The sequence below is a fragment of the Rathayibacter sp. VKM Ac-2929 genome, from assembly GCF_022815495.1.
GTDB classification, from domain to species: Bacteria; Actinomycetota; Actinomycetes; order Actinomycetales; family Microbacteriaceae; genus Rathayibacter; species Rathayibacter festucae.
On record NZ_JALGRV010000002.1, the window covers coordinates 307,886 to 328,225 of the forward strand.

A 20,340-nucleotide genomic window follows, 5' to 3' on the forward strand; every position below is an offset into this window, starting at 1 on the left:
CGATAGTCACAGACCGGCGGTCGGCCCGCGGGACGGCCGGGATCGGGTCAGACCGCGAGGAGCCTCGCGAGGTGGCCGCCGACCGCGTCGTCCTCGATGAGGAAGGCGTCGTGCCCGAACGTCGAGCTGATCACCGCGACCTCGTCGCCGTCGATGTTGCCGCGGGCGTGGGCGGCGATGATCCGCTGCCCGTCCACCGGGAACAGCCGGTCGCTGTCGATCCCGAGCACGAGCGTCGGGCTGGTGATCCGCTCGAGCGCCTCGGCCTCGCCGCCCCGGCCGCGCCCCACGTCGTGGGAGTTCATCGCCTCGACGAGGGTGATGTAGCTGTTCGCGTCGAAGCGGCGGGTGAACTTGTTGCCGTGGAAGTCGAGGTACGACTCGACCGCGAACCGGCCGCCGCCGCCCAGCGGGCTGAGCCCGGACTGCCAGCTCCGCTCGAAGCGGTCGTTCAGCTCGGAGGGGCTGCGGTAGTTGAGCAGGGCCATCCGGCGGGCCAGCGCCAGGCCGTGGTACGGGCCCTTGCCGTCGCCGGCGTCGTAGTAGGCGCCGCCCGCGAACGCGGCGTCGTTGCGGATCGCCTCGAGCTGGACGAAGTTGAGCGCGATCTGGTCGGAGGTGGCGCGCGGGGGAGCGGCCAGCACCGCGAGCCGGGCGACCCGCTCCGGGTGGTCGATGCCCCACTCCAGCGCCTGCATCCCGCCCATTGAGCCGCCGATGACGGTGTGCCAGCGGTCGATGCCGAGCCGGTCGGCGAAGAGGGTCTGCGCGCCGACCTGGTCGCGGATGGTCGTGTAGGGGAAGCGCGCGCCCCACTCGTGCCCGTCGGGAGCGAGCGAGGCGGGGCCGGTCGAGCCCTGGCAGCCGCCCAGCATGTTGGGGGCGACGACGAAGTAGCGGTCGGTGTCGATGACGAGGCCGGGGCCGACGAGCCCGGACCACCAGCCGTCGGTCGCGTGACCGGGGTCGCCGCGGCCGATCAGGTGCGAGTCGCCGGTCAGCGCGTGCAGGACGAGGATCGCGTTGTCGCGTGCGGGGGAGAGCTCGCCCCAGCTCTCGTAGGCCACCCGGACGTGGGGGAGGCGACCGCCCGCCTCGAAGGCGAACGGGCCGATCTCGACGAAGCGCCGGCCGCCGGGATGGTCGCCCTCGCGCCAGGCCCCGGTGGCGGGCGGCTTGCCGATCACCGAGCGGAGCTGGCGCTCGGTGACGAACGCCGAAGGGACGGTGTCCTCGAGTGTCTGCTGCCAGTCCATAGCGGTGTCCATCGTGGCAGAGCGCGGCGGGCGCACGGCCTTTGTTACGCGGGGGTGACGCCCGCCTTGCTGATCGAGTAGGCCGCGGAGCCGGCCGCCCACCCATGCTGATCGAGTAGGCCGCGCAGCGGACCCCTGCTGATCGAGTAGGCCGCGGAGCGGCCGTATCGAGATCCGCCGTTCTCAGCACGGTGGGTCTCGATACGCCGCTGCGCGGCTACTCGACCAGCATGAGGGGGCCGCTGCGCGGCTACTCGACCAGCACGGAGCGCGGTCGCTGGATCGGGTCGGCGTCAGGCGTTGGCGCGGGAGGCCTCGACGACGCTGCGGGCGGCCTGCAGGGCCTGGGCGAGGTCGGCGCGGAGGTCGTCGATGTTCTCGAGGCCGACCGAGAGGCGGACGAGCCCGGGGGTGACGCCGGCGGTGAGCTGCTGCTCCGGGGTGAGCTGCGAGTGCGTGGTCGACGCCGGGTGGATCACCAGCGAGCGGACGTCGCCGATGTTCGCCAGGTGCGAGAACAGCACGAGCGAGTCGACGAACGCGCGTCCCGCGTCCACCCCGCCCTTGAGCTCGAACGAGAGCACCGCGCCCACGCCCTTCGGCGCGTAGTGGTTCGCCGCCGCGTACCAGGGCGAGGTGGGCAGCCCCGAGTAGTTGACCGTCGCGATGTCGGAGTGGTTCTCCAGGTACTCCGCGATCTCCTGCGCGTTCTGCACGTGGCGCTCGATCCGCAGCGACAGCGTCTCGATGCCCTGGATCAGCTGCCAGGCGCTCGCCGGGGCGATCGAGGCGCCGAGGTCGCGGAGCAGCTGCACGCGGGCCTTGATGATGTAGGCGAGGGAGTCGCCGACCGCGTCCGTGTACACGGCGCCGTGGTACGAGTGGTCGGGCGTGGTCAGCCCGGGGAACTTCGCCGCGTTCGCGGTCCAGGAGAAGGTGCCGCCGTCGACGATCGCGCCGCCGATCACCGTGCCGTGACCACCGAGGAACTTCGTCGCCGAGTGCACGATGATGTCCGCGCCGTGCTCGAACGGGCGGATCAGGTACGGCGTCGCGATGGTGTTGTCGACGATCAGCGGGACGCCCGCCGCGTGCGCGACATCGGCCACGGCGCGGATGTCGAGGATGTTGATCTTCGGGTTGCCGATGGTCTCGGCGAAGAAGAGCTTGGTGTTCGGGCGGACCGCGCGGCGCCACTCCTCCTGGTCGTCCTGGTTCTCGACGAAGGTCGTCTCGATGCCGAGCTTGGCCAGCGTGTACTTGAAGAGGTTGTAGGTGCCGCCGTAGATCGACGACGACGAGACGAGGTGGTCGCCCGCCTGCGCGATGTTGAGCACCGCCGCGGTCTCGGCCGCCTGGCCGGACGCGAGCAGCAGCGCCCCGGAGCCGCCCTCGAGCGCGGTGAGGCGCTCCTCGACGACGGCCTGCGTCGGGTTCTGGATGCGGGTGTAGATGTTGCCGAACTCCGCGAGCGAGAAGAGGTTCTTCGCGTGCTCGGCGTTGTCGAAGACGTAGGAGGTGGTCTGGTAGATCGGGGTCGCGCGCGCCTTGGTGACGGGATCGGGCGCGGCTCCGGAGTGGATCTGCTTGGTCTCGAACTGCCACTTCTCGGAGTCGGTCATGGTGCATCCCATCGCATCGTCGGTTCGGAACGGAAGGCCGTTCCCCGTCGCGACGAGCCTAGGTGCGGGTCCCCGGCGCGGCCAGGGCGCCCGACACACGGGGTAACCGCGACGGATCAGCGGCCGGTGCGGATCCCGGACGTCGGATGCGGGTCGCGCTTGGACCCGGTCGGGTCGGCCCGGTTCGCTCGCTCGGGCCGCTCGTCGACGACCGGCGCGAAGAGCCAGGTCGCCCTCGGCTCGACGATCTTGTGGAAGACGGTGCGCGTCCAGCCCAGCGAGAGCGCGATGGCGACCGCGATGCAGAAGACGATCATCAGGATCAGCGCGACCGTGCTCTCGGTGGCGGACAGCAGCCCGGACTCGCGCAGCGGGTAGAGGACGAAGCTGTGCAGCAGGTAGACGTACATCGTCGACTGCCCCCAGGCCGTCATCGCGGTGCGTCGGCGCGGGATCAGGCTGAACAGCGCGAGCGAGAGCACGACCGCGGTCGCCATCAGCGCCAGGCGGACGAGCCCCGCCCACCAGGCGGTCTCGCCGAGCGCGTCGTACGGCCGGTCGTAGAAGAACCAGTAGCGCAGATCCGCCGCGCGGAAGGCGTCGATGTTGACGGTCATCACGATGACCGTCGCCGCGAAGAGCACGACGGCGATGACCCGGGAGAGCAGGATCTGCCGCGGCGTCAGGTCGAGCCAGCGGTCCACCAGCAGCCGCGAGCCGGCCTTCCAGCCGCGCAGCCGCCAGCCGAAGACGAAGAACGGCAGGATCCCGATCGCCCGCGCCAGCGAGAAGGTCGAGTCGATGTTGTCGTAGTAGCTGACGCCGACGGCGAGGACCACGCTGATCAGCAGCGGCCAGCGCAGCAGCGCGAGGTAGGGGAGGACCAGCCGGAAGATCCCGAGCGCGAGCAGGAACCACAGCGTCCAGCTCGGCTTGGTCGGGTTGAACTCCTGCTTGCCCTCGACCGCGAACTGCACCAGCGTCCAGATCGTCTCCATGATCAGGTAGGGCAGCAGGATGTCGGTGAGCACCCGGCGCATCGCGCGGGCGTTCGGCGCGCCGCCCTTGGAGAAGTAGCCGGAGATGATCGCGAAGGCCGGCATGTGGAAGGCGTAGATCGTCAGGTAGACGACGAGCGACGTGTCCGAGTTGGCGGTCAGCCGCTGGATGCCGTGGCCGATCACCACGAGCGCGACGCAGACGAAGCGGGCGTTGTCCCAGAGGGGCACGCGGCGCTTGGGGGCGGTGGGCGACCCGGCGGTGGCGGGAGCCGGGTCGGCGGGCTGCATGCGGCCAGGCTAGCGTTGGCTCCGACGACGGAGTCGATGGTGTCCGAGGCTTGACGGAAAGAGGACGAGCGTGGTTCGACGCGTCGTGGTGACAGGAGCGAGTTCGGGGATCGGTGCGGCGACGGTCCGCCTGTTCCGCGAGCACGGCTGGGACGTGGTGGCGGTCGCCCGCCGCCGGGAGCGGCTGGAGGCGCTCGCCGCGGAGACCGGGGCGAGCCTGTTCGTCGCCGATCTCACCGACGCGGCGCAGGTCGACGCGCTGCGCGATCACCTCGCGGAGACCGGCCCCGTGCACGCCCTCGTCAACAACGCCGGCGGCGCGCTCGGCCTCGACTCGGTCGAGGCGTCCGACCCCGCCGACTGGATCCGGATGTTCGAGATCAACGTGCTCTCGGTCAAGCTCGTCACGAGCGCGCTGCTCCCGCTGCTGCGTTCGGGCATCGCCGACGAGGGCTCCGAGGGCTCGGCCGACATCGTCACCGTCACCTCGATCGCCGGCCACGTCGCCTACGAGGGCGGCGGCGGCTACAACGCCGCGAAGTTCGCCGCGCACGCGCTCGTCGCGGTCCTCCGCCTCGAGCTCGCCGGTGAGCCGATCCGCGTGATCGAGATCGCGCCCGGCATGGTGCACACCGAGGAGTTCTCCCTGGTCCGCTTCGGCGGCGACAAGGAGCGCGCCGACAAGGTCTACGCCGAGGTCCCCGCCCCGCTGGTGGCCGAGGACGTCGCCGCGGCGATCGTCTCCTCCGTCGAGCTGCCGCCTCACGTCAACCTCGATCTGGTGACGATCAAGCCGGTGGCGCAGGCCGCCCCGCACAAGGTGATCAAGGGCGCGCTCACCCCGAAGGCGTGACAGGCGCCGTTCGCGAGGCCCCGTGATGTGACGCGGGGCCTCGCGACGCTCTAGCCTGTCCCTCATGGTTTCCGACGCCGACGACTCCGCCGCCCTCCTCGCCGCCACGGAGAAGGAGGTCCTCGGCTGGCTCGAGTTCGGTGACGCCGCTCGCCATCTCGCCGACGACGTCGTCGCCTCCGGCTACCGCCCGGAGCTGGTCGTGGCCATCGCGCGCGGCGGTCTGCTGCTCGCGGGCGCCGTCGCCTACGCGCTGGGCATCAAGAGCTGCGGTGCGTTGAACGTCGAGTTCTACACCGGCGTCGAGGCGCGGCTCGCGGCCCCGGTCGTGCTGCCGCCGCTGCTGGACGAGGCGTCGGTGCGCGGGAAGCGCATCCTCCTGGTCGACGACGTCTCCGACTCCGGCCACACCCTCGCCCTCTCGGTCGACCTGATCCGCGCGATGGGCGCCGAGGTGCAGACCGTCACGCTCTACACGAAGCCCCGCACGGTGCTCGAGCCCGACTTCTTCTGGCGGCGCACGCCGCGCTGGATCGTCTTCCCCTGGTCGGCGCTGCCCCCGGTGGCGGGCGCCCTCGCGGAGGACGACGAGTGAGCGTCCACCTGATCGGCGGCGGCGGCGGAGCCGAGCACGACCCGCAGCTCTACGGAGCATTCCTGGCGGAGGCGCACGACCGCGCCGTCGACGCCGGCCGCATCGAGGGCCCGCGGATCGCGATCGTCGTCGTGCACGACGGCCTCGGCCCCGAGGTCTACGCGGGCTGGGCCGCGACGCTCGCCACGGTCGGCAAGCTCCTCCCGTTCGCGGTGATGAAGCCCGAGGGCGGCCGGATCGACCCCGCGGTCTTCGACGACGTCGACGGGATCTTCGTCGGCGGCGGCCTCACCCCCGCTTACCGCGACGCGCTCGAGGCGTCCTTCCCGCGCCTGCGCGACCTCGTCTCCTCCGGAGTGCCGTACGCCGGCTACTCGGCGGGCGCCGCGGTCGCGGCCGACCGCGCGATCGTCGGCGGCGATCGCATCGGCGGAGTCGCCGTGGCGCCGGAGCACGCGGCCGAGGAGCTGGACGAGGTGACGGTGCTCGAGGGCATCGGCCTGGTCGACGTCTCGATCGACGTGCACGCCGCGCAGTGGGGCACGCTCGGCCGCCTGGTCGCGGCCGTCGAGGCCGGACTGGTCGACGGCGGCGTCGCGATCGACGAGTCGACGGTCCTCACCGTCGGCACGGGGGCCCTGCGCGTCCGCGGCGCCGGCTCGGTCTGGCGCGCGAGCGCGGGCGAGGCCGGAGTGTCGGTCGCCACCCTCGCCGCGAGCTGAGCGTGGACCTGCAGGAGCTGGCGGGTGCCGGCCTGATCGACCGCGGCTGGGCCGAGGCGCTCGCCCCGGTCGCCGGCGACATCGCGGCGATGGGCGACTTCCTCCGCGCGGAGACCGCGGCCGGGCGCCCCTACCTCCCGGCCGGCGCGCAGGTGCTTCGCGCGTTCGCCGCGCCGCTGGAGGACGTCCGCGTCCTGATCGTCGGGCAGGACCCGTATCCGACGCCCGGGCATCCGATCGGGCTGTCCTTCGCCGTGGACCGGCACGTCCGGCCGCTGCCGCGCAGTCTGCAGAACATCTATCGCGAGCTCCGCGACGACCTCGGTGTCTCCCCGCCCGAGCACGGCGACCTCAGCGGCTGGACGCGCAGCGGCGTGCTGCTGCTCAACCGCGTCCTCACCGTCGCGCCGGGCGCACCCGCCTCGCACCGCGGCAAGGGCTGGGAGCGGGTCACCGAGCACGCGATCCGCACACTCGTCGCCCGCGAGCAGCCGCTCGTCGCGATCCTCTGGGGACGCGACGCGGCGAACCTCCGGCCGCTGCTGGGCGACTCCGGGATCGTCGAGAGCGTCCACCCCAGCCCGCTGTCCGCCTCCCGCGGCTTCTTCGGCTCGCGCCCGTTCAGCCGCGCGAACGAGCTGCTCGCCGAGCGCGGGGCCGAGCCCGTCGACTGGGCGCTCCTGCCCTGAGCCCCGGGGCCCGACACCGCGGCCCGCCGCGCGTGCGGTGCTCCGCCACCCCGGCTACGCTGGCCCGGATCGCGGCCGCCGCCCGGGATCAGCGACGCCGACCACCACCGCCGAGAAGGAGCGAGATGCTCGAGGAAGAGTACGAGCAGCGCCGGGTCCTCCCGCCGCACCTGCGCCGGGCGCCCGCCCCCGAGCCGGAGTTCTCCTTCGAGATCCGCGAGGCGCGCAGCGCGGACCTGCCGGACATCCAGGAGATCTACAACCACTACGTCCGGAACACCGTGGTGACCTTCGACGAGGACGACTCGACGCTGAAGGAGTGGCGCTCGAAGTTCGCGCGCAACCAGAAGCTCGGGCTGCCGTTCATCGTGGCCGTCTCGCCGTCGGGGCAGATCCTGGGCTACGCGATGGTGTCGCCGTGGTCGTCCAAGCGCGCCTACCGCTTCACCGTCGAGAACTCGATCTACCTGCGCGCCGCCTCGACCGGCAAGGGCCTCGGCAAGGCGCTGATGACCGAGCTGCTCGAGCGCGCGAAGGCCGTCGGCATCCGCCAGGTCATGGCCGTCATCGCGGACAAGGGGGCGGAGGCGTCGCTGACGATGCACGCGAAGTACGGCTTCGTCGAGGTCGGCCGGATGGGCCGTGTCGGCTTCAAGTTCGAGCGCTGGCTGAGCACCGTGCTGATGCAGAAGACGCTCAAGTAGCGCCATCGGCGTCTCTGCGAATGCGCCGGACTGCGGAGAACCGAGCGGGGTCCTTCCCTACACTTGTCGGCATGGAATGGCTCGTCCCGCTCATCGTCGTCGTCGTGCTCGTCGTGATCCTCGGGATCTACCTCTGGGCCACCTACAACTCCCTCGTCACGCTGAACGTCCGCGTCGACGAGGCCTGGAGCGACATCACCGTCCAGCTGAAGCGGCGGGCGGATCTGATCCCGAACGTCATCGACTCGGTGAAGGGCTACGCCTCGCACGAGCGGCAGGTGTTCGACTCGGTGACCCGCGCCCGCGCCGAGACGCTCTCCGCGCAGGGGCCGGCCGAGGCGTCGGCCGCCGAGGACCACATGCAGAAGGCGCTGAAGTCGATCTTCGCCGTCGCCGAGGCGTACCCGCAGCTGCAGGCCAGCCAGAACTTCCTGCAGCTGCAGGGCGAGCTGGTCGACTCGGAGGACAGGATCCAGTCGGCCCGCCGCTTCTACAACGGCGGTGTCCGCGAGATGAACACCAAGGTCACCGTCTTCCCCAACACGCTCTTCTCCCGCCGCCTCGGCTTCTCCGAGCGCGAGTTCTTCGAGGTCGGCGACCTCGCCGCCATCTCGGAGCCGCCCCGCGTCCAGTTCTGACGCCACGGAGGAAGCGGCCCTGGCGGCGCCCCCCCTGCTGCCGGTCGAGTAGCCCCGCAGGGGCGTATCGAGACCCACCGTCATCGACACGCCTGGTCTGCAGACTCGACTTCCGACGGTGGTGGATCTCGATACGCCCGCTGCGCGGGCTACTCGATCAGCAAGTGTTTCTCGACCCACCGTCAGCGCGCTGCCGGTGCTCCCGCCGCGAGCGGGCCGCCGTCGAGCGTCGTGAGGTACTCGTCGAAGACGGGGGCCGGGTCGGTGCCCGTCGCGACGGCGTCCACGAGGGCCCGCCGCACCAGCGCCAGCACGACCGTGGCGAGCACGGCCGCGCGCGGCTCGTCCGCCGCGGGCAGGCGCATCCGCCGGGCGATGCTCGGGGTGAGCGCGGCCTCGCCGTCGTGCAGCGACTGCGCCCAGACCGCGCGCATGCCGGGCGTCTCGGTGAGCAGCGGCATCAGCCGCAGCGTCCGCTCGAGCTGCGGGCCGGACGCGGCCGCGGCGAAGGCGGCGCCCAGCGCGGTGTTCAGCGACTCCGACTCCGGCCGCGCGACGAGCTCCCGCGCCATCGCCGCGATGGCCGCGTAGAGCACGGGCCGCACGCAGTCCTCCTTGCCGCCGAGGTAGCGGTGGAAGGTGCGCAGCGAGATGCCGGCGGCGTGCGCCAGGTCGATCGAGCTGACGCCCTTGGTGGTCCCGCGCTCGAGCAGCAGGGCGACGCACTTCTCGGACAGGGCGAGCGCGATGGTGCCCTGCCGCTCCTGCGGACCGCTCATGCGAGGACCTCCCGGTGGCCGGTGGTGAGGGCGACGAGGAGCTCGGGCGCGAGGGTGCCCCGCCCGACGACGTCCACGGTGTCGAGCCCCTGCCAGTGCGCGGCGGCGACGAGCAGCGCGGCGAGGCGCTCGGCCGTGTCCGGCGGCGCTCCGGGCTCGCGCCAGGCCGCCTGCACCCGCAGCACGCCGTTCTGCCGGTCGCTCTTGAGGTCGACGCGCGCCGCGATCACGTCGTCGAGCAGCACGGGCAGCACGTAGTAGCCGTGCACGCGCTGGGCCGCCGGGGTGTAGATCTCGATCCGGTAGTGGAAGTCGAAGAACAGCTCGGCGCGCGGGCGGTGCCAGACGACGGGATCGAAGGGGGAGAGCAGTGCGTCGGCCCGCAGCTCGCGCGGTCGCCGCGCCGCCGTGTGCCGCCAGAGCGGCAGCGGGCGCCCCGAGCGCTCCCAGCCGCGGACCTCGACCGGCACCAGCTCGCCCGCGTCGACCAGGTCGTGCACGGCCGCGAGCGTCGGCGCCTTCAGCAGCCGGTGGTAGTCGGCCAGATCGCCGAGCGTCCCGACGCCGAGCGCGAGGGCGGAGCGGCGCACCAGCTCGCGGACCGCGTCCTCGGTGGAGACCTCCGCCTCGAGCACCTCGCGGGGCAGCACCTGATCGGCGAGCGCGTAGGAGCGCTCGAAGCGCGTGCGCCCGGCGGTCACCACCTCGCCCCAGCGGAAGAGCACCTCGAGCCCGCGCTTCATGTCCGACCAGCCCCACCACGGTCCGGTCCGGGTGTTGGCCTCGTGCTCGATCTCCGACGCGCGGAGCGGGCCGTCGGCGAGGGCCGCGCGCAGCCAGTCGAGCGTGGACCGGTTCTCGGCCGCCCAGCCCTCGTGCTCGGGCAGGCGGACGCGGCGGTAGTGCTCCATCCGCCAGCGGTAGAGCGGGAGGTCGGCGCGGCGGATCAGCGCCGCCTCGTGCGCCCAGTACTCGAGGTAGTGGCCCTTCGGCGAGAACGCGACCGCGTCGAGGAGGGCGCGGTCGTAGGGGCCGAGCCGGGCGAGGACGGGGAGGTAGTGGCTCCGCTCGAAGACGTTGACCGAGTCGAGTTGCAGCGGCCGGATCCGGTCGATCACGCCGAGGATCTGCCGCGTGCCGACCCGCGGCGGCGGCGCGGCACCGAAGCCCTGGGCGGCCAGGGCGATGCGGCGCGCGAGCGCGGGGCTGAGCTGCTCGGTCATGGTGCCCCCACGCTAGCGAAGGCCGCCGACATCGGCCGATCCCGCCCCGGCGCCGAGTGTTCCCGTCCGGTTCATCCGGGCGGCCCCGGAATGTCGGGAGCCGCCCCTACGTTTCCCGAGGCGCCCGCAGGGGCCCACCCACCCGACTCCTGGAGGACTCTTGACGACCCAGCGCTTCCCCCGCCCCGGCGTGCTCGCCGCCGCGACCGCCGCACTCGCTCTCACCCTGACCGCCTGCTCCGGTGACGCCGGCGCCTCGACCGGCGACGCGTCCGTCGACGCCTCGACCGCGACCTCCGCCGCCGACCTCGGCGGGCTCGACGCCCTGGTCGAGGCCGCGAAGGCCGAGGGCGAGCTGAACGTGATCGCGCTGCCCGACAACTGGGCCAACTACGGCGAGCTCATCTCGGGCTTCGAGGACGAGTACGGCATCACCGTCAACTCGGCCGACCCCGACGTCTCCTCCGCCGAGGAGATCAGCACCGCGCAGAACCTGGCCGGCCAGGACACCGCTCCGGACGTCTTCGACCTCGGTGCCGCCGTGGCGCTCGCCAACACCGACCTCTTCGCGCCGTACAAGGTCGAGACCTGGGACGACATCCCCGAGGGCAACCGCGAGGAGACCGGCCTCTGGGTGAACGACTACACCGGCCTGATGTCGATCGGCTACGACGCCGACGCCGTGCCCGCGCCCGAGTCGCTCGACGACCTGCTCGGCGCCGACTACCGCGGCTCCGTCGCGATCAACGGCGACCCGACCCAGGCCGGCGCCGCGGCGGCCGCCGTGCAGCTCGCCGCCCTGCAGTCGGGCGGCTCGGCCGACGACGTCCAGTCCGGCATCGACTTCTTCGAGAAGCTCAACGACGCGGGCAACTTCCTGCCGCTGGACCCGACCGACGCGACCATCGCCTCCGGCGAGACCCCGGTCGTCTTCGACTGGAGCTACAACAACCTCGCCGCCGCGAAGGCGAACGAGGGCACCCGCGAGTGGACGACGACGGTGCTGCCCGGGACCGCGGTCGGCAGCTACTACAACCAGGCGATCAACGCCGACGCGCCGCACCCGGCCGCCGCGCGCCTCTGGCAGGAGTACCTCTACTCCGACGCCGCGCAGAACCTCTACCTCGCGGCCGGCGCCTACCCGGTGCGCCTGGCGGCCATGGTCGACGCCGGCACGGTGGACACGGAGGCCCTCGACGCCGTCGGCGCCGCTCCGGAGGACCTCGTCCAGTTCACCTCCGAGCAGACCGAGGCCGCCTCGGCCCTGCTGGCCGAGAAGTGGGGCGCGGCGATCCAGTGACGACCGCCGCCGTCCGCGCCGTTCCCGGGGCCCGCGCGCCCCGGGGACGGCGCGGTCTTCCCGCAGCGCTCGGCGTCGCTCCGTTCGCGGTGTACGTCCTGCTCTTCCTCGCCGTGCCGACCGTCCTCGCGGTCGGGACGGGCTTCGTGGACGGCGACGGGCGGCCGACGCTCGCGAACGTCGCGGCGCTGGGCGACCCGGTCGTCCTGTCCGCCTTCGGCGCCTCGCTCGGACTGTCGGCGCTCACCGCCGTCGTCGGCGCGGTCCTCGGCGGCGTCGTCTGCCTCGCTCTGCTCGGCGCCGATCCGCGCGGTCCGCTGCGCACGATCGTCGACGCCGCGGCGAGCGTGCTCGCCCAGTTCGGCGGCGTGATGCTCGCCTTCGCCTTCATCGCGACGATCGGCGTGCAGGGCCTGGTCACGACCCTCCTGGCCGGCGCCGGCGTCGACCTCTACGCCGACGGCGTCTGGCTGTACCAGCTGCCCGGGCTGATCCTGCCCTACCTCTACTTCCAGGTGCCGCTGATGGTGCTGACCTTCCTGCCCGCGCTCGAGGGTCTGCGCCCCGAGTGGGCCGAGGCGAACGCCGTGCTCGGCGGGGGAGCGGTGAGCTACTGGTGGCGGGTCGCGGTCCCCGTGCTCGCGCCCTCCTTCCTCGGCTCGGTGCTGCTGCTGTTCGCCAACGCGTTCTCCTCGTTCGCCACGGCCGCGGCACTCATCAGCCAGGGCGCGCAGATCGTGCCGCTGCAGATCCGCGCCGCGCTCGTCAGCGAGACGGTCCTCGGCCGGGAGAACCTGGCCGGCGCGCTCGCGCTCGGGATGCTCCTCGTGATGATCGTGCTGATGTCCGGCTACGCGCTGCTGCAGCGCCGGGCCCGTCGGTGGCAGCGGTGACCCGCGCTCTCTCCCGCATCGTCCTGGTCGTCACCGGCCTCGCCTTCGCGGTGCCGCTGATCGCGATGGCGGAGTTCACCCTCCGCGGCGCCGGCGGCTACGACCTCTCGCACTGGACCGCGATCCTCGACTCGGAGAACGAGCGCGGCTACCGCGCGCTCTTCCAGGGCATCGGCAACTCGCTGATCCTCGCAGTGGTCACCGCCCTGATCGTGCTCGTGCTGCTGGTGCCGACGATGCTCCTCGTCGAGATCCGCCTGCCGCGGCTGCGCCGACCGCTCGAGCTGGTCTGCCTGCTGCCGCTGACCGTCCCCGCGATCGTGCTGGTCGTCGGGCTCGCGCCGGTGTACTCGGTGATCACCCGCCTCGTCGGCTCGGCGCCCTGGACGCTCGCGCTCGCCTACGGCGTGCTCGTGCTGCCCTACGCCTACCGCGCGATCGCTGCCGACCTCGCGGGCCTGGACGCGATCACGCTCTCGGAGGCCGCCCGCTCGCTGGGCGCCGGCCCGTTCGGCGTGCTCGTCCGGGTGCTGCTGCCGAATCTGCGCCGCGGTCTCGTCGCCGCCGCGCTGATCACGGTCGCCGTGGTCCTCGGCGAGTACACCATCGCCTCGCTGCTCAGCCGCACCACCCTGCAGACCGGTCTCGTGCAGGTGTCGAAGCAGGACGCCTACGTCGCCGTGATCTTCTCCCTCCTCTCCCTCCTGTTCGCCTTCGCCCTGCTGCTCGGGATCGGCCGCCTCGCGCGGATCGGCCTCGTCGCCACCGGGCGCCGCGCCTCGAAAGGCACCTCGTGACCGCGCCCCTCTCCCCGGGCGCCCGCGTCCGCTTCCTCGACGTCGCCCGGCACTTCGGCGCGGCTCGCGCCCTCGACGGCGTCTCGTTCGACGTGGCGCCCGGGGAGTTCATCGCCCTGCTCGGCCCCTCGGGCTGCGGCAAGACCACTGCTCTCCGCGCCCTCAGCGGGCTCGAGCGGATCGACTCCGGCCGCATCCTGGTCGACGAGCGCGACGTCGCCGATCTGCCGGTCGCCCGCCGCGACATGGGCATGGTCTTCCAGTCCTACTCGCTCTTCCCGCACCTGCGCGCCCGCGAGAACGTGGAGTTCGGGCTGCGCACCCGCGGTGTCGCGGCGAAGGAGCGGCGGACGGCCGCGCAGGACGCGCTCGACCTGGTCGGCCTCGGCGCCCTGGGCGATCGCTACGCGCACCAGCTCTCCGGCGGGCAGCAGCAGCGGGTCGCCCTGGCGCGGGCGCTCGTGACCCGCCCCCGGGTGCTGCTCCTGGACGAGCCGCTCTCCGCGCTGGACGCGAAGGTCCGCGTGCAGCTGCGCGACGAGATCAAGCGGCTGCAGTCCGAGATCGGCATCACCACCTTCTTCGTCACCCACGATCAGGAGGAGGCGCTCGCCGTCGCCGACCGGGTCGCGGTGATGAACGCGGGGAGGATCGAGCAGCTCGGCGCGCCCGAGGACCTCTACGCCCGGCCGTCGTCGCCGTTCGTCGCGCACTTCGTCGGGCTCTCGAACGTCGTGCCGGGGGTCGTCTCGAGCGGGGCCGTCTCGGTGCTCGGAGCGCGCCTGCCCCTGGTGGACAGCGCGGCCGTCGACGGCGCCGTCTCGGCGTTCCTCCGCCCCGAGGACATCGAGATCGTGCCGGGCGGCGCTCCGGGCGATCTGCCTGCCGTGGTCCTCGCGACCAGCTTCCTCGGACCGGTGCGCCGCTCCACGGTCCGCACCGAGCAGGGGGACGAGCTCGTCGTCCAGCACGCGGCCGGGATCCGGCTCGAGCCGGGGGAGCGGGTCGGCCTCGCGCTCGCGCGGCGGCCGGTGGCCGTCCGCGCGGCCTCGTGAGCTGTCGCGGATTCCGCCCGCGGAATGCGGCGGGGATTAGTCTGGGCGGATGAGACTCGGCCGGTCCCGCCGCACGTCCGGCGCCCGCGACGCCGTCCGCGCCGCCGCGGCTCCCGAGCGGGCTCCGCAGCCCCGCCCGCTCGACCCGGACGCCGCCTTCGTCAGCACCGGGATGCGTATCGCCGGGGCCTGGGCCTGGCGGATCCTCGTCGTCGCCGGTGCCCTCGCCGTGATCGGCCTGCTGGTGATCGAGCTGCGGCTGATCGTCATCCCGCTGCTGCTCGCGATCGTCATCGCGGCGCTCCTCGTGCCGTTCTCGACGTTCCTGCAGCGGCACCACTGGCCCAAGTGGCTCGCGATCGTGGTGGCCGAGCTCGGCATCGTCCTCGTGATCGGCGGCCTGCTCTTCCTCGTCGTCACCCAGGTCACCTCCGGCTTCGACGACCTCAGCCGCCAGACCGTGCAGTCCTACGACGCCCTGAAGTCGTGGCTGCTCGAGGGGCCGCTGCACCTGACCGAGACCGACATCAACCAGTACGCGCAGCAGGCGCTCGCCGCCGTGCAGCAGGACTCGGGGATGCTCGTCAGCGGTGCGCTCAGCGTCGGCTCGACGGTCGGGCACGTGCTCACCGGGGTGCTGCTGACGCTGTTCTCGACCCTCTTCATCCTGATCGACGGTCCGAACATCTGGCGCTGGGTCGTGCGGCTCTTCCCGCACCGCGCCCGGAGGGCCGTCGACGGGGCCGGCCGCGCGGGCTGGATCACGCTGACCAACTTCGTGAAGGTGCAGATCCTGGTCGCCTTCGTCGACGCGGTGGGCATCGGGCTCGGCTCGTTCCTGCTCGGCGTCCCGCTCGCGATCCCGATCGGCGTGCTGGTCTTCCTCGGCTCCTTCGTGCCCGTGATCGGCGCGGTCGTCACCGGCGCGCTGGCCGTCTTCATCGCCCTGGTCTACAACGGCCCGGTCATCGCGCTGATCCTGCTGATCGTCGTCCTCGGCGTCCAGCAGCTCGAGGGGCACATCCTCCAGCCCCTGATCATGGGCTCCGCCGTCAAGGTGCACCCGCTCGCCGTCGTCCTCGCGGTCGCCGGCGGCTCGATCGTCGCGGGCATCGCGGGCGCGTTCTTCGCGGTCCCGGTCGTCGCGACCCTCAACGTCATGGTCAACTACGTCGCGAGCGGAGCCTGGCGCTCGCCGACCCGAACCCCCGAGAGAGTTGCCGAAGAGCATGCAGACTAGCCGCGTCGTCGGACCGACCCTGAGCGAGTTCGAGGCGGCCCGAACCGTCCTCGCCCCCGTCATCGCGAACACTCCGATGGAGACGAGCACCTTCCTCGCCGAGGTGCTCGGCTCGCCCGTCTTCCTCAAGTGCGAGAACCTGCAGCGCACCGGCTCCTACAAGATCCGCGGCGCCGTGTTCCGGCTCTCGCACCTCACTCCCGAGGAGCGGGAGCGCGGCGTCGTCGCCGCCTCGGCCGGCAACCACGCCCAGGGCGTCGCCTTCGCCGCGCGTGAGCTCGGCATCAAGGCGACCATCTTCATGCCGATCGGCGTCGCGCTGCCCAAGCTCGCGGCGACCCGCGACTACGGCGCGGAGGTGGTGCTCAGCGGGCACATCTTCAACGAGGCGCTCGCCGCGGCGGCCGAGTTCGCCGAGAGCACCGGCGCGGTCTTCATCCCGCCCTACGACCACCCCGATGTGATCACGGGCCAGGGCACCATCGGCCTGGAGATCCTCGAGCAGGCGCCCGGCGTCGAGACGCTCGTCGTCCCCATCGGCGGCGGCGGGCTCATCGCCGGCGTCGCGTCGGCGGCGAAGCAGAAGGCCGCCCAGGAGGGCCGCACGCTGCGCGTCATCGGCGTCCAGGCGGCGAACGCCGCGCCCTACCCGCTCTCGCTCGCGGCCGGCGAGCCGATCGCCATCACGATCTCGCCCACCATCGCCGACGGCATCGCGGTCGCGAAGCCCGGTCAGCTGAACTTCGAGATCATCCGCGAGGTCGTCGACGAGGTCGTCACCGTCGAGGACGACGACACCGCCCGCGCCCTGCTCGTGCTGCTCGAGCGCGCGAAGCTCGTCGTCGAGCCGGCCGGAGCCGTCGGCATCGCCGCGATCCTCACCGGCAAGATCCGCAACGCGGGCCGCACCGCGGTCATCCTCTCCGGCGGCAACATCGATCCGCTGATGATGGAGCGGGTGATCAGCCGGGGCCTCGCCGCCTCCGAGCGCTACCTGAAGATGAGCATCGGCCTGCCGGACCGGCCGGGCCAGCTCGCGCGGATCGCCGACCTGATCTCGGAGGCCAACGCCAACGTCGTCGAGGTGCTGCACACCCGGCACGGCCGCGGCCTGCAGATCAGCGAGGTCGAGCTCGAGATCAGCGTCGAGACCCGCGGCCCCGAGCACGCCGACCGCGTCCTCCAGGTCCTCCGCGACGCCGGCTACAGCCCGCGCCTCTCCCGCGGCTAGTCCGCCGGATACGCGAGATGCCACTTGTGACGCTTCGACACGGCGTGTCGAGCGCACAAGCGGCATCTCGCGGAGTGACTCACGACAACGCCGCGGACGGGTCACCGTGACGTGCTCAGTGGCCGTTCCAGGTCTCGACGTCGACGACCTTCACGGTGATGTTCCGGCCGTTGGGGGCCTCGAAGGTGGTGGAGTCGCCGACCTTCAGGCCCATGATCGCGCCGCCGAGCGGGCTCTGCGGGCTGTAGACGTCGAGGTCGCTCTCGCCCGCCATCTCGCGGTTGCCGAGGAGGAAGCGCGACTCGTCGCCGGCGATCTCGGCGGTGATGATCGTGCCGGCCTCGACGACTCCGTGGCTCTCGGGCGGCGTGCCGATCTCGGCCTCGCGCAGCAGCGCGGTCAGCTGGCGGATGCGCGCCTCGATCTTGCCCTGCTCGTCCTTGGCGGCGTGGTAGCCGCCGTTCTCCTTGAGGTCGCCCTCCTCGCGCGCGACCTCGATGCGCTTGGCGATCTCGAGGCGTCCGTTGGTGGACAGCTCGGTGTGCTCCGCCTGGAGGCGGTCGTACGACTCCTGGGTCATCCAGGTGACCTGAGGCTGGTCGGCCATGGTGGGCTCCTCACATGACGGCCGCGCGCGACCGACGGTGCTGTCGGGCGCCTGGCCCGTCGAGCGGATCGACCGAGGGCGTGCGGCGGGGGAAAAGACAAGGCCCCGACGAGTCCGTCAGGGCACCCCGACACCCTACGGGAGCCAGCAGGAGGAGATCAAACCTGTCGTGGCGAGCTCCGTGGTGCGCACCGTCTCGGTGTAGGAGCGGAAGCGATCGCTGGACGCGGGGTACTCGACGACGAGCCAGCCGACCACGGCGGACTGCTCGTTGAGCGCCTGGACGGCGCAGGCGGCGTCGCGGCCGGTGGGGACGGTGAGGTCGAACGACACCTGGACGGTGCGGTCGTCGACGACCACGTGCGCGGTGTCCTGCACGTCGACGCCGTCGCGGGCGCCGTCGAGGCCGGCCCAGATCACCCAGGCGGCGAAGACCGCGACGAAGGCGACGGCGACGAGGGCGAAGAGGCGCCGGTCGCCGCGGCGGCTGCGCGGGGTGCGCCCGTAGCGGGAAGCCAGAGGGCCGGCGGCGCGGACGGCGTCCGGGTCGAGGGCGGGGTCGCTCGCGCGCTCGTCGCTCTCGGACGTTCGGGCGGCCACGGAACTCCCTGGGGTGAAGCGACTATTCTGGCGGGTGACGTGCGCCGGTGAAAACCGAGCGACGCCCCCCCATTAAACCCCGACGAATCGAGCGATCGTGTCCCAGGCCGTCCAGGTCTCCGCAGATTCAGAGGCGCCTGCCGCTGTGGCGCCGCGCGAGGTCCCGCGCCTGCTCGCCGTGCACGCCCACCCGGACGACGAGTCCAGCAAGGGCGCCGCGACCCTCGCCTCCTACGCCGCCCGCGGTGCCGAGGTCATGGTCGTCTCCTGCACCGGCGGCGAGGCCGGCTCCGTTCTGAACGAGGCGCTCGGCGCCCGCGCGCACGCCGAGCGCGACATGGGCGGCCTGCGCCGCTACGAGATGGCCGCCGCGCAGCGCGCGCTCGGCATCGAGCACGCCTGGCTGGGCTTCGTCGACTCCGGGATGCCCGAGGACGGCGCCGTCGCCGCGGACTCCTTCGCCGGCCTGCCGCTGCCGACCGCGTCGGCACCGCTGGTGCGCCTCGTCCGCCGGTTCCGCCCGCACGTGATCATCAGCTACGACGAGAACGGCGGCTACCCGCACCCGGACCACATCCGGGCGCACCAGGTCGCGGTCGAGGCGTTCCGCGCCGCGGGCGAGGCCGACGAGTACCCCGGCACCGGCGCCGCCTGGTCGGTCTCGAAGCTCTACTACGACCGCGTGTTCAGCTCGCAGAAGCTGCGCGCCATCGCCGAGCACATCCGCGCGATCGACCCGGAGGACCCGCTGCTCGCGGCCTTCGAGGAGATGAAGCGCTGGAACGAGGAGACGCCCTACCTCGCCACCACGAAGATCGTCGTCTCCGGCTTCCACGACCGCCGCGACGCCGCCCTGCTGGCGCACGCGAGCCAGGTCGCGCCGGACAACAAGTTCTTCTTCCTCCCGCACTCGGCGATCGACGCCGCGTGGCCGACCGACGACTTCCAGCTCGTGCAGAGCCGGGTCGACGCGCCGACGCCGGAGACCGACCTCTTCGCCGGGATCGATGTCGCGCTGCCGGATGACGCCGCCCTCGCCGCCCCCGCCTCCGAGGAGCAGTCCGCATGATCGCCGCGACCGTGCTCGAGGCCGCCAACGTCGCCCTGATCCGCGCCGCTGAGGCCACGCCGGTGCCGACGACCGCGCCGGAGTTCAACGAGGACACGGTGACGCCCGGCCTGTTCGGCTTCATCACGATGTTCGTGATCGCGCTCGCCGCCGTGTTCCTCGCGCTCGACATGGTCCGCCGCGTCCGCCGGACGACCTACCGCGCCCAGGTCAACGAGCAGCTCGACTCCGAGGAGCGCGAGCGCGCGGAGGACGCCCCGTCCGGACGCTGACGCCCGGGCGCTGATTTCAGGGCGGTGACGCCTCCCGCGCTCAGCCGACGTTGTAGGTCGGGTTCAGGCAGACGATCAGCGCCGCCGTCCAGTGGCAGAGGAACGCCACCGCGGTCAGCGCGTGGAAGATCTCGTGGAAGCCGAAGACCCCGGGCACCGGGTTCGGCCGCTTGATCCCGTAGATGACCGCGCCGACGGAGTAGCAGAGGCCGCCGACCAGCACGAGCACCATCATCGCCGCGCTCGCCTCGAACAGCGGGCCGAGGTACATCACCGCCGCCCAGCCCAGCAGCAGGTAGAGCGGCACGTAGAGCCAGCGCGGCGCGGAGATCCAGAACACCCGGAAGCCGATCCCGAGCAGCGCCCCCGCCCAGACCAGGACCAGCAGCAGCGAGCCCTGCGCGGGCGGCAGAGCGAGCGCGGCGAGCGGCGTGTAGGTGCCGGCGATCAGCAGGAAGATGTTCGCGTGGTCGATCCGCTTGAGGATCATCTTGGTCCGCGGCGACCAGTCGAAGCGGTGGTAGAGCGCCGAGTTGCCGAAGAGCAGCAGCGACGAGACGGCGAACACGGTCGCCGCCCACTTCGCCGGTGCGCCGTCGGCGACGCTGACCAGGACGATGCCCGCGACGATCGCGACCGGGAACAGTCCGGCGTGGATCCAGCCGCGCCAGGTCGGTCGCGCCTCCGTCGCCGGGCCGTGCTCGATCTCGTCCTCGACGAGCGGGAGGGCGGGGAGCGACGGGCCGGCCGCGTCGTCCTCCGCCACGGCGCGCGCATCCGGATCGGGCGTGGGGGAGGTCGGCCGGTGGCTCATACGGACGAGGATACGACCCGCCGCCGCAGGGCGACCGGGAGAGCCTGCTCGAACGGGGGAACAGCCGTGGTCCGGTACCGGGCCGCGGTTTC

Annotated in this window: 22 protein-coding genes; 14 read left to right on the forward strand and 8 right to left on the reverse strand. The window is 72.4% G+C overall.

Annotated elements, in window-relative coordinates:
* Nucleotides 1–47 precede the first annotated feature (47 nt).
* From MT355_RS06050 to MT355_RS06060, 3 genes are all read right to left on the reverse strand, one after another.
* A complete protein-coding gene (locus MT355_RS06050) occupies nt 48–1,256 on the reverse strand; it encodes a homoserine O-acetyltransferase (RefSeq protein ID WP_243598881.1) in 1,209 nt (402 codons plus the stop codon).
* 293 nt (nt 1,257–1,549) lie between these two features.
* Nucleotides 1,550–2,878 carry a bifunctional o-acetylhomoserine/o-acetylserine sulfhydrylase gene (locus tag MT355_RS06055; RefSeq protein WP_123445398.1) on the reverse strand — a complete coding sequence of 443 codons (1,329 nt, stop codon included), beginning with the start codon at nt 2,876–2,878 and terminating at the stop codon, nt 1,550–1,552.
* Between the two features lie 116 nt (nt 2,879–2,994).
* Entirely contained in the window at nt 2,995–4,167 is a 1,173-nt protein-coding gene (locus MT355_RS06060; protein ID WP_243598882.1) for an acyltransferase family protein, read from the reverse strand.
* Between the two features lie 70 nt (nt 4,168–4,237).
* Between MT355_RS06060 and MT355_RS06065 the strand changes: the two genes are divergently transcribed.
* From MT355_RS06065 to MT355_RS06090, 6 genes are all read left to right on the forward strand, one after another.
* Nucleotides 4,238–5,020, forward strand: coding sequence for an SDR family NAD(P)-dependent oxidoreductase (locus MT355_RS06065; protein WP_243598883.1), 783 nt, complete (start codon nt 4,238–4,240; stop codon nt 5,018–5,020).
* Nucleotides 5,021–5,084: 64 nt separating this feature from the next.
* Nucleotides 5,085–5,615 (forward strand): phosphoribosyltransferase, encoded by a 531-nt coding sequence (locus MT355_RS06070; protein WP_123445400.1) that lies wholly within the window; start codon nt 5,085–5,087, stop codon nt 5,613–5,615.
* Nucleotides 5,612–6,337, forward strand: a complete 726-nt coding sequence (locus MT355_RS06075; RefSeq protein ID WP_123445401.1) for a Type 1 glutamine amidotransferase-like domain-containing protein — start codon at nt 5,612–5,614, stop codon at nt 6,335–6,337. The genes MT355_RS06070 and MT355_RS06075 overlap by 4 nt, the downstream gene beginning before the upstream one ends.
* Before the next feature lie 2 nt (nt 6,338–6,339).
* Complete coding sequence (locus tag MT355_RS06080; RefSeq protein WP_374204641.1) at nt 6,340–7,026, forward strand: uracil-DNA glycosylase; 687 nt, start codon at nt 6,340–6,342, stop codon at nt 7,024–7,026.
* A gap of 125 nt (nt 7,027–7,151) precedes the next feature.
* Nucleotides 7,152–7,730, forward strand: a complete 579-nt coding sequence (locus tag MT355_RS06085) for a GNAT family N-acetyltransferase (RefSeq protein ID WP_123702722.1) — start codon at nt 7,152–7,154, stop codon at nt 7,728–7,730.
* 71 nt (nt 7,731–7,801) lie between these two features.
* A complete protein-coding gene (locus MT355_RS06090; protein WP_123445403.1) occupies nt 7,802–8,368 on the forward strand; it encodes a LemA family protein in 567 nt (188 codons plus the stop codon).
* A gap of 182 nt (nt 8,369–8,550) precedes the next feature.
* Here the strand turns inward: MT355_RS06090 and MT355_RS06095 are convergent, their stop codons facing one another.
* Both MT355_RS06095 and MT355_RS06100 read right to left on the reverse strand, forming a co-directional pair.
* Nucleotides 8,551–9,147 carry a TetR/AcrR family transcriptional regulator gene (locus MT355_RS06095; RefSeq protein ID WP_243598884.1) on the reverse strand — a complete coding sequence of 199 codons (597 nt, stop codon included), beginning with the start codon at nt 9,145–9,147 and terminating at the stop codon, nt 8,551–8,553.
* On the reverse strand, nt 9,144–10,370 hold the full coding sequence (locus tag MT355_RS06100; RefSeq protein WP_243598885.1) for a winged helix-turn-helix domain-containing protein: 1,227 nt from the start codon (nt 10,368–10,370) through the stop codon (nt 9,144–9,146). Before MT355_RS06100 ends, MT355_RS06095 begins: the two co-directional genes overlap by 4 nt.
* Before the next feature lie 160 nt (nt 10,371–10,530).
* Here MT355_RS06100 and MT355_RS06105 point away from each other — a divergent pair, with 160 nt between their 5' ends.
* Genes MT355_RS06105 through ilvA form a run of 6 tightly spaced genes read left to right on the forward strand, consistent with a single transcriptional unit; the run spans nt 10,531 to nt 16,886 of the window.
* Nucleotides 10,531–11,670: an ABC transporter substrate-binding protein gene (locus tag MT355_RS06105; protein ID WP_243598886.1), complete on the forward strand. Its 1,140-nt coding sequence runs from the start codon at nt 10,531–10,533 to the stop codon at nt 11,668–11,670.
* Entirely contained in the window at nt 11,667–12,563 is an 897-nt protein-coding gene (locus tag MT355_RS06110) for an ABC transporter permease subunit (RefSeq protein WP_243598887.1), read from the forward strand. Before MT355_RS06105 ends, MT355_RS06110 begins: the two co-directional genes overlap by 4 nt.
* Entirely contained in the window at nt 12,560–13,360 is an 801-nt protein-coding gene (locus MT355_RS06115; protein WP_243598888.1) for an ABC transporter permease, read from the forward strand. Before MT355_RS06110 ends, MT355_RS06115 begins: the two co-directional genes overlap by 4 nt.
* Complete coding sequence (locus MT355_RS06120) at nt 13,357–14,415, forward strand: ABC transporter ATP-binding protein (RefSeq protein ID WP_243598889.1); 1,059 nt, start codon at nt 13,357–13,359, stop codon at nt 14,413–14,415. The genes MT355_RS06115 and MT355_RS06120 overlap by 4 nt, the downstream gene beginning before the upstream one ends.
* Before the next feature lie 49 nt (nt 14,416–14,464).
* Nucleotides 14,465–15,655 carry an AI-2E family transporter gene (locus MT355_RS06125; RefSeq protein WP_123735277.1) on the forward strand — a complete coding sequence of 397 codons (1,191 nt, stop codon included), beginning with the start codon at nt 14,465–14,467 and terminating at the stop codon, nt 15,653–15,655.
* On the forward strand, nt 15,645–16,886 hold the full coding sequence (ilvA, locus tag MT355_RS06130; protein WP_123445410.1) for a threonine ammonia-lyase: 1,242 nt from the start codon (nt 15,645–15,647) through the stop codon (nt 16,884–16,886). Before MT355_RS06125 ends, ilvA begins: the two co-directional genes overlap by 11 nt.
* A gap of 115 nt (nt 16,887–17,001) precedes the next feature.
* Here the strand turns inward: ilvA and greA are convergent, their stop codons facing one another.
* Nucleotides 17,002–17,493, reverse strand: coding sequence for a transcription elongation factor GreA (greA, locus tag MT355_RS06135; RefSeq protein ID WP_123445411.1), 492 nt, complete (start codon nt 17,491–17,493; stop codon nt 17,002–17,004).
* Between the two features lie 135 nt (nt 17,494–17,628).
* Nucleotides 17,629–18,093 (reverse strand): DUF4307 domain-containing protein, encoded by a 465-nt coding sequence (locus tag MT355_RS06140; protein WP_243598890.1) that lies wholly within the window; start codon nt 18,091–18,093, stop codon nt 17,629–17,631.
* A 145-nt stretch (nt 18,094–18,238) separates the two neighbouring features.
* On the opposite strand from MT355_RS06140, the gene mca reads away from it, so the two are divergent.
* Both mca and MT355_RS06150 read left to right on the forward strand, forming a co-directional pair.
* A complete protein-coding gene (gene mca / locus MT355_RS06145) occupies nt 18,239–19,162 on the forward strand; it encodes a mycothiol conjugate amidase Mca (protein ID WP_243598891.1) in 924 nt (307 codons plus the stop codon).
* Nucleotides 19,159–19,434, forward strand: coding sequence for a hypothetical protein (locus MT355_RS06150; RefSeq protein WP_243598892.1), 276 nt, complete (start codon nt 19,159–19,161; stop codon nt 19,432–19,434). The genes mca and MT355_RS06150 overlap by 4 nt, the downstream gene beginning before the upstream one ends.
* A 40-nt stretch (nt 19,435–19,474) precedes the next feature.
* On the opposite strand, the gene MT355_RS06155 is transcribed toward MT355_RS06150, so the two are convergent.
* A complete protein-coding gene (locus MT355_RS06155) occupies nt 19,475–20,248 on the reverse strand; it encodes a hemolysin III family protein (RefSeq protein WP_243598893.1) in 774 nt (257 codons plus the stop codon).
* Nucleotides 20,249–20,340: the final 92 nt, after the last annotated feature.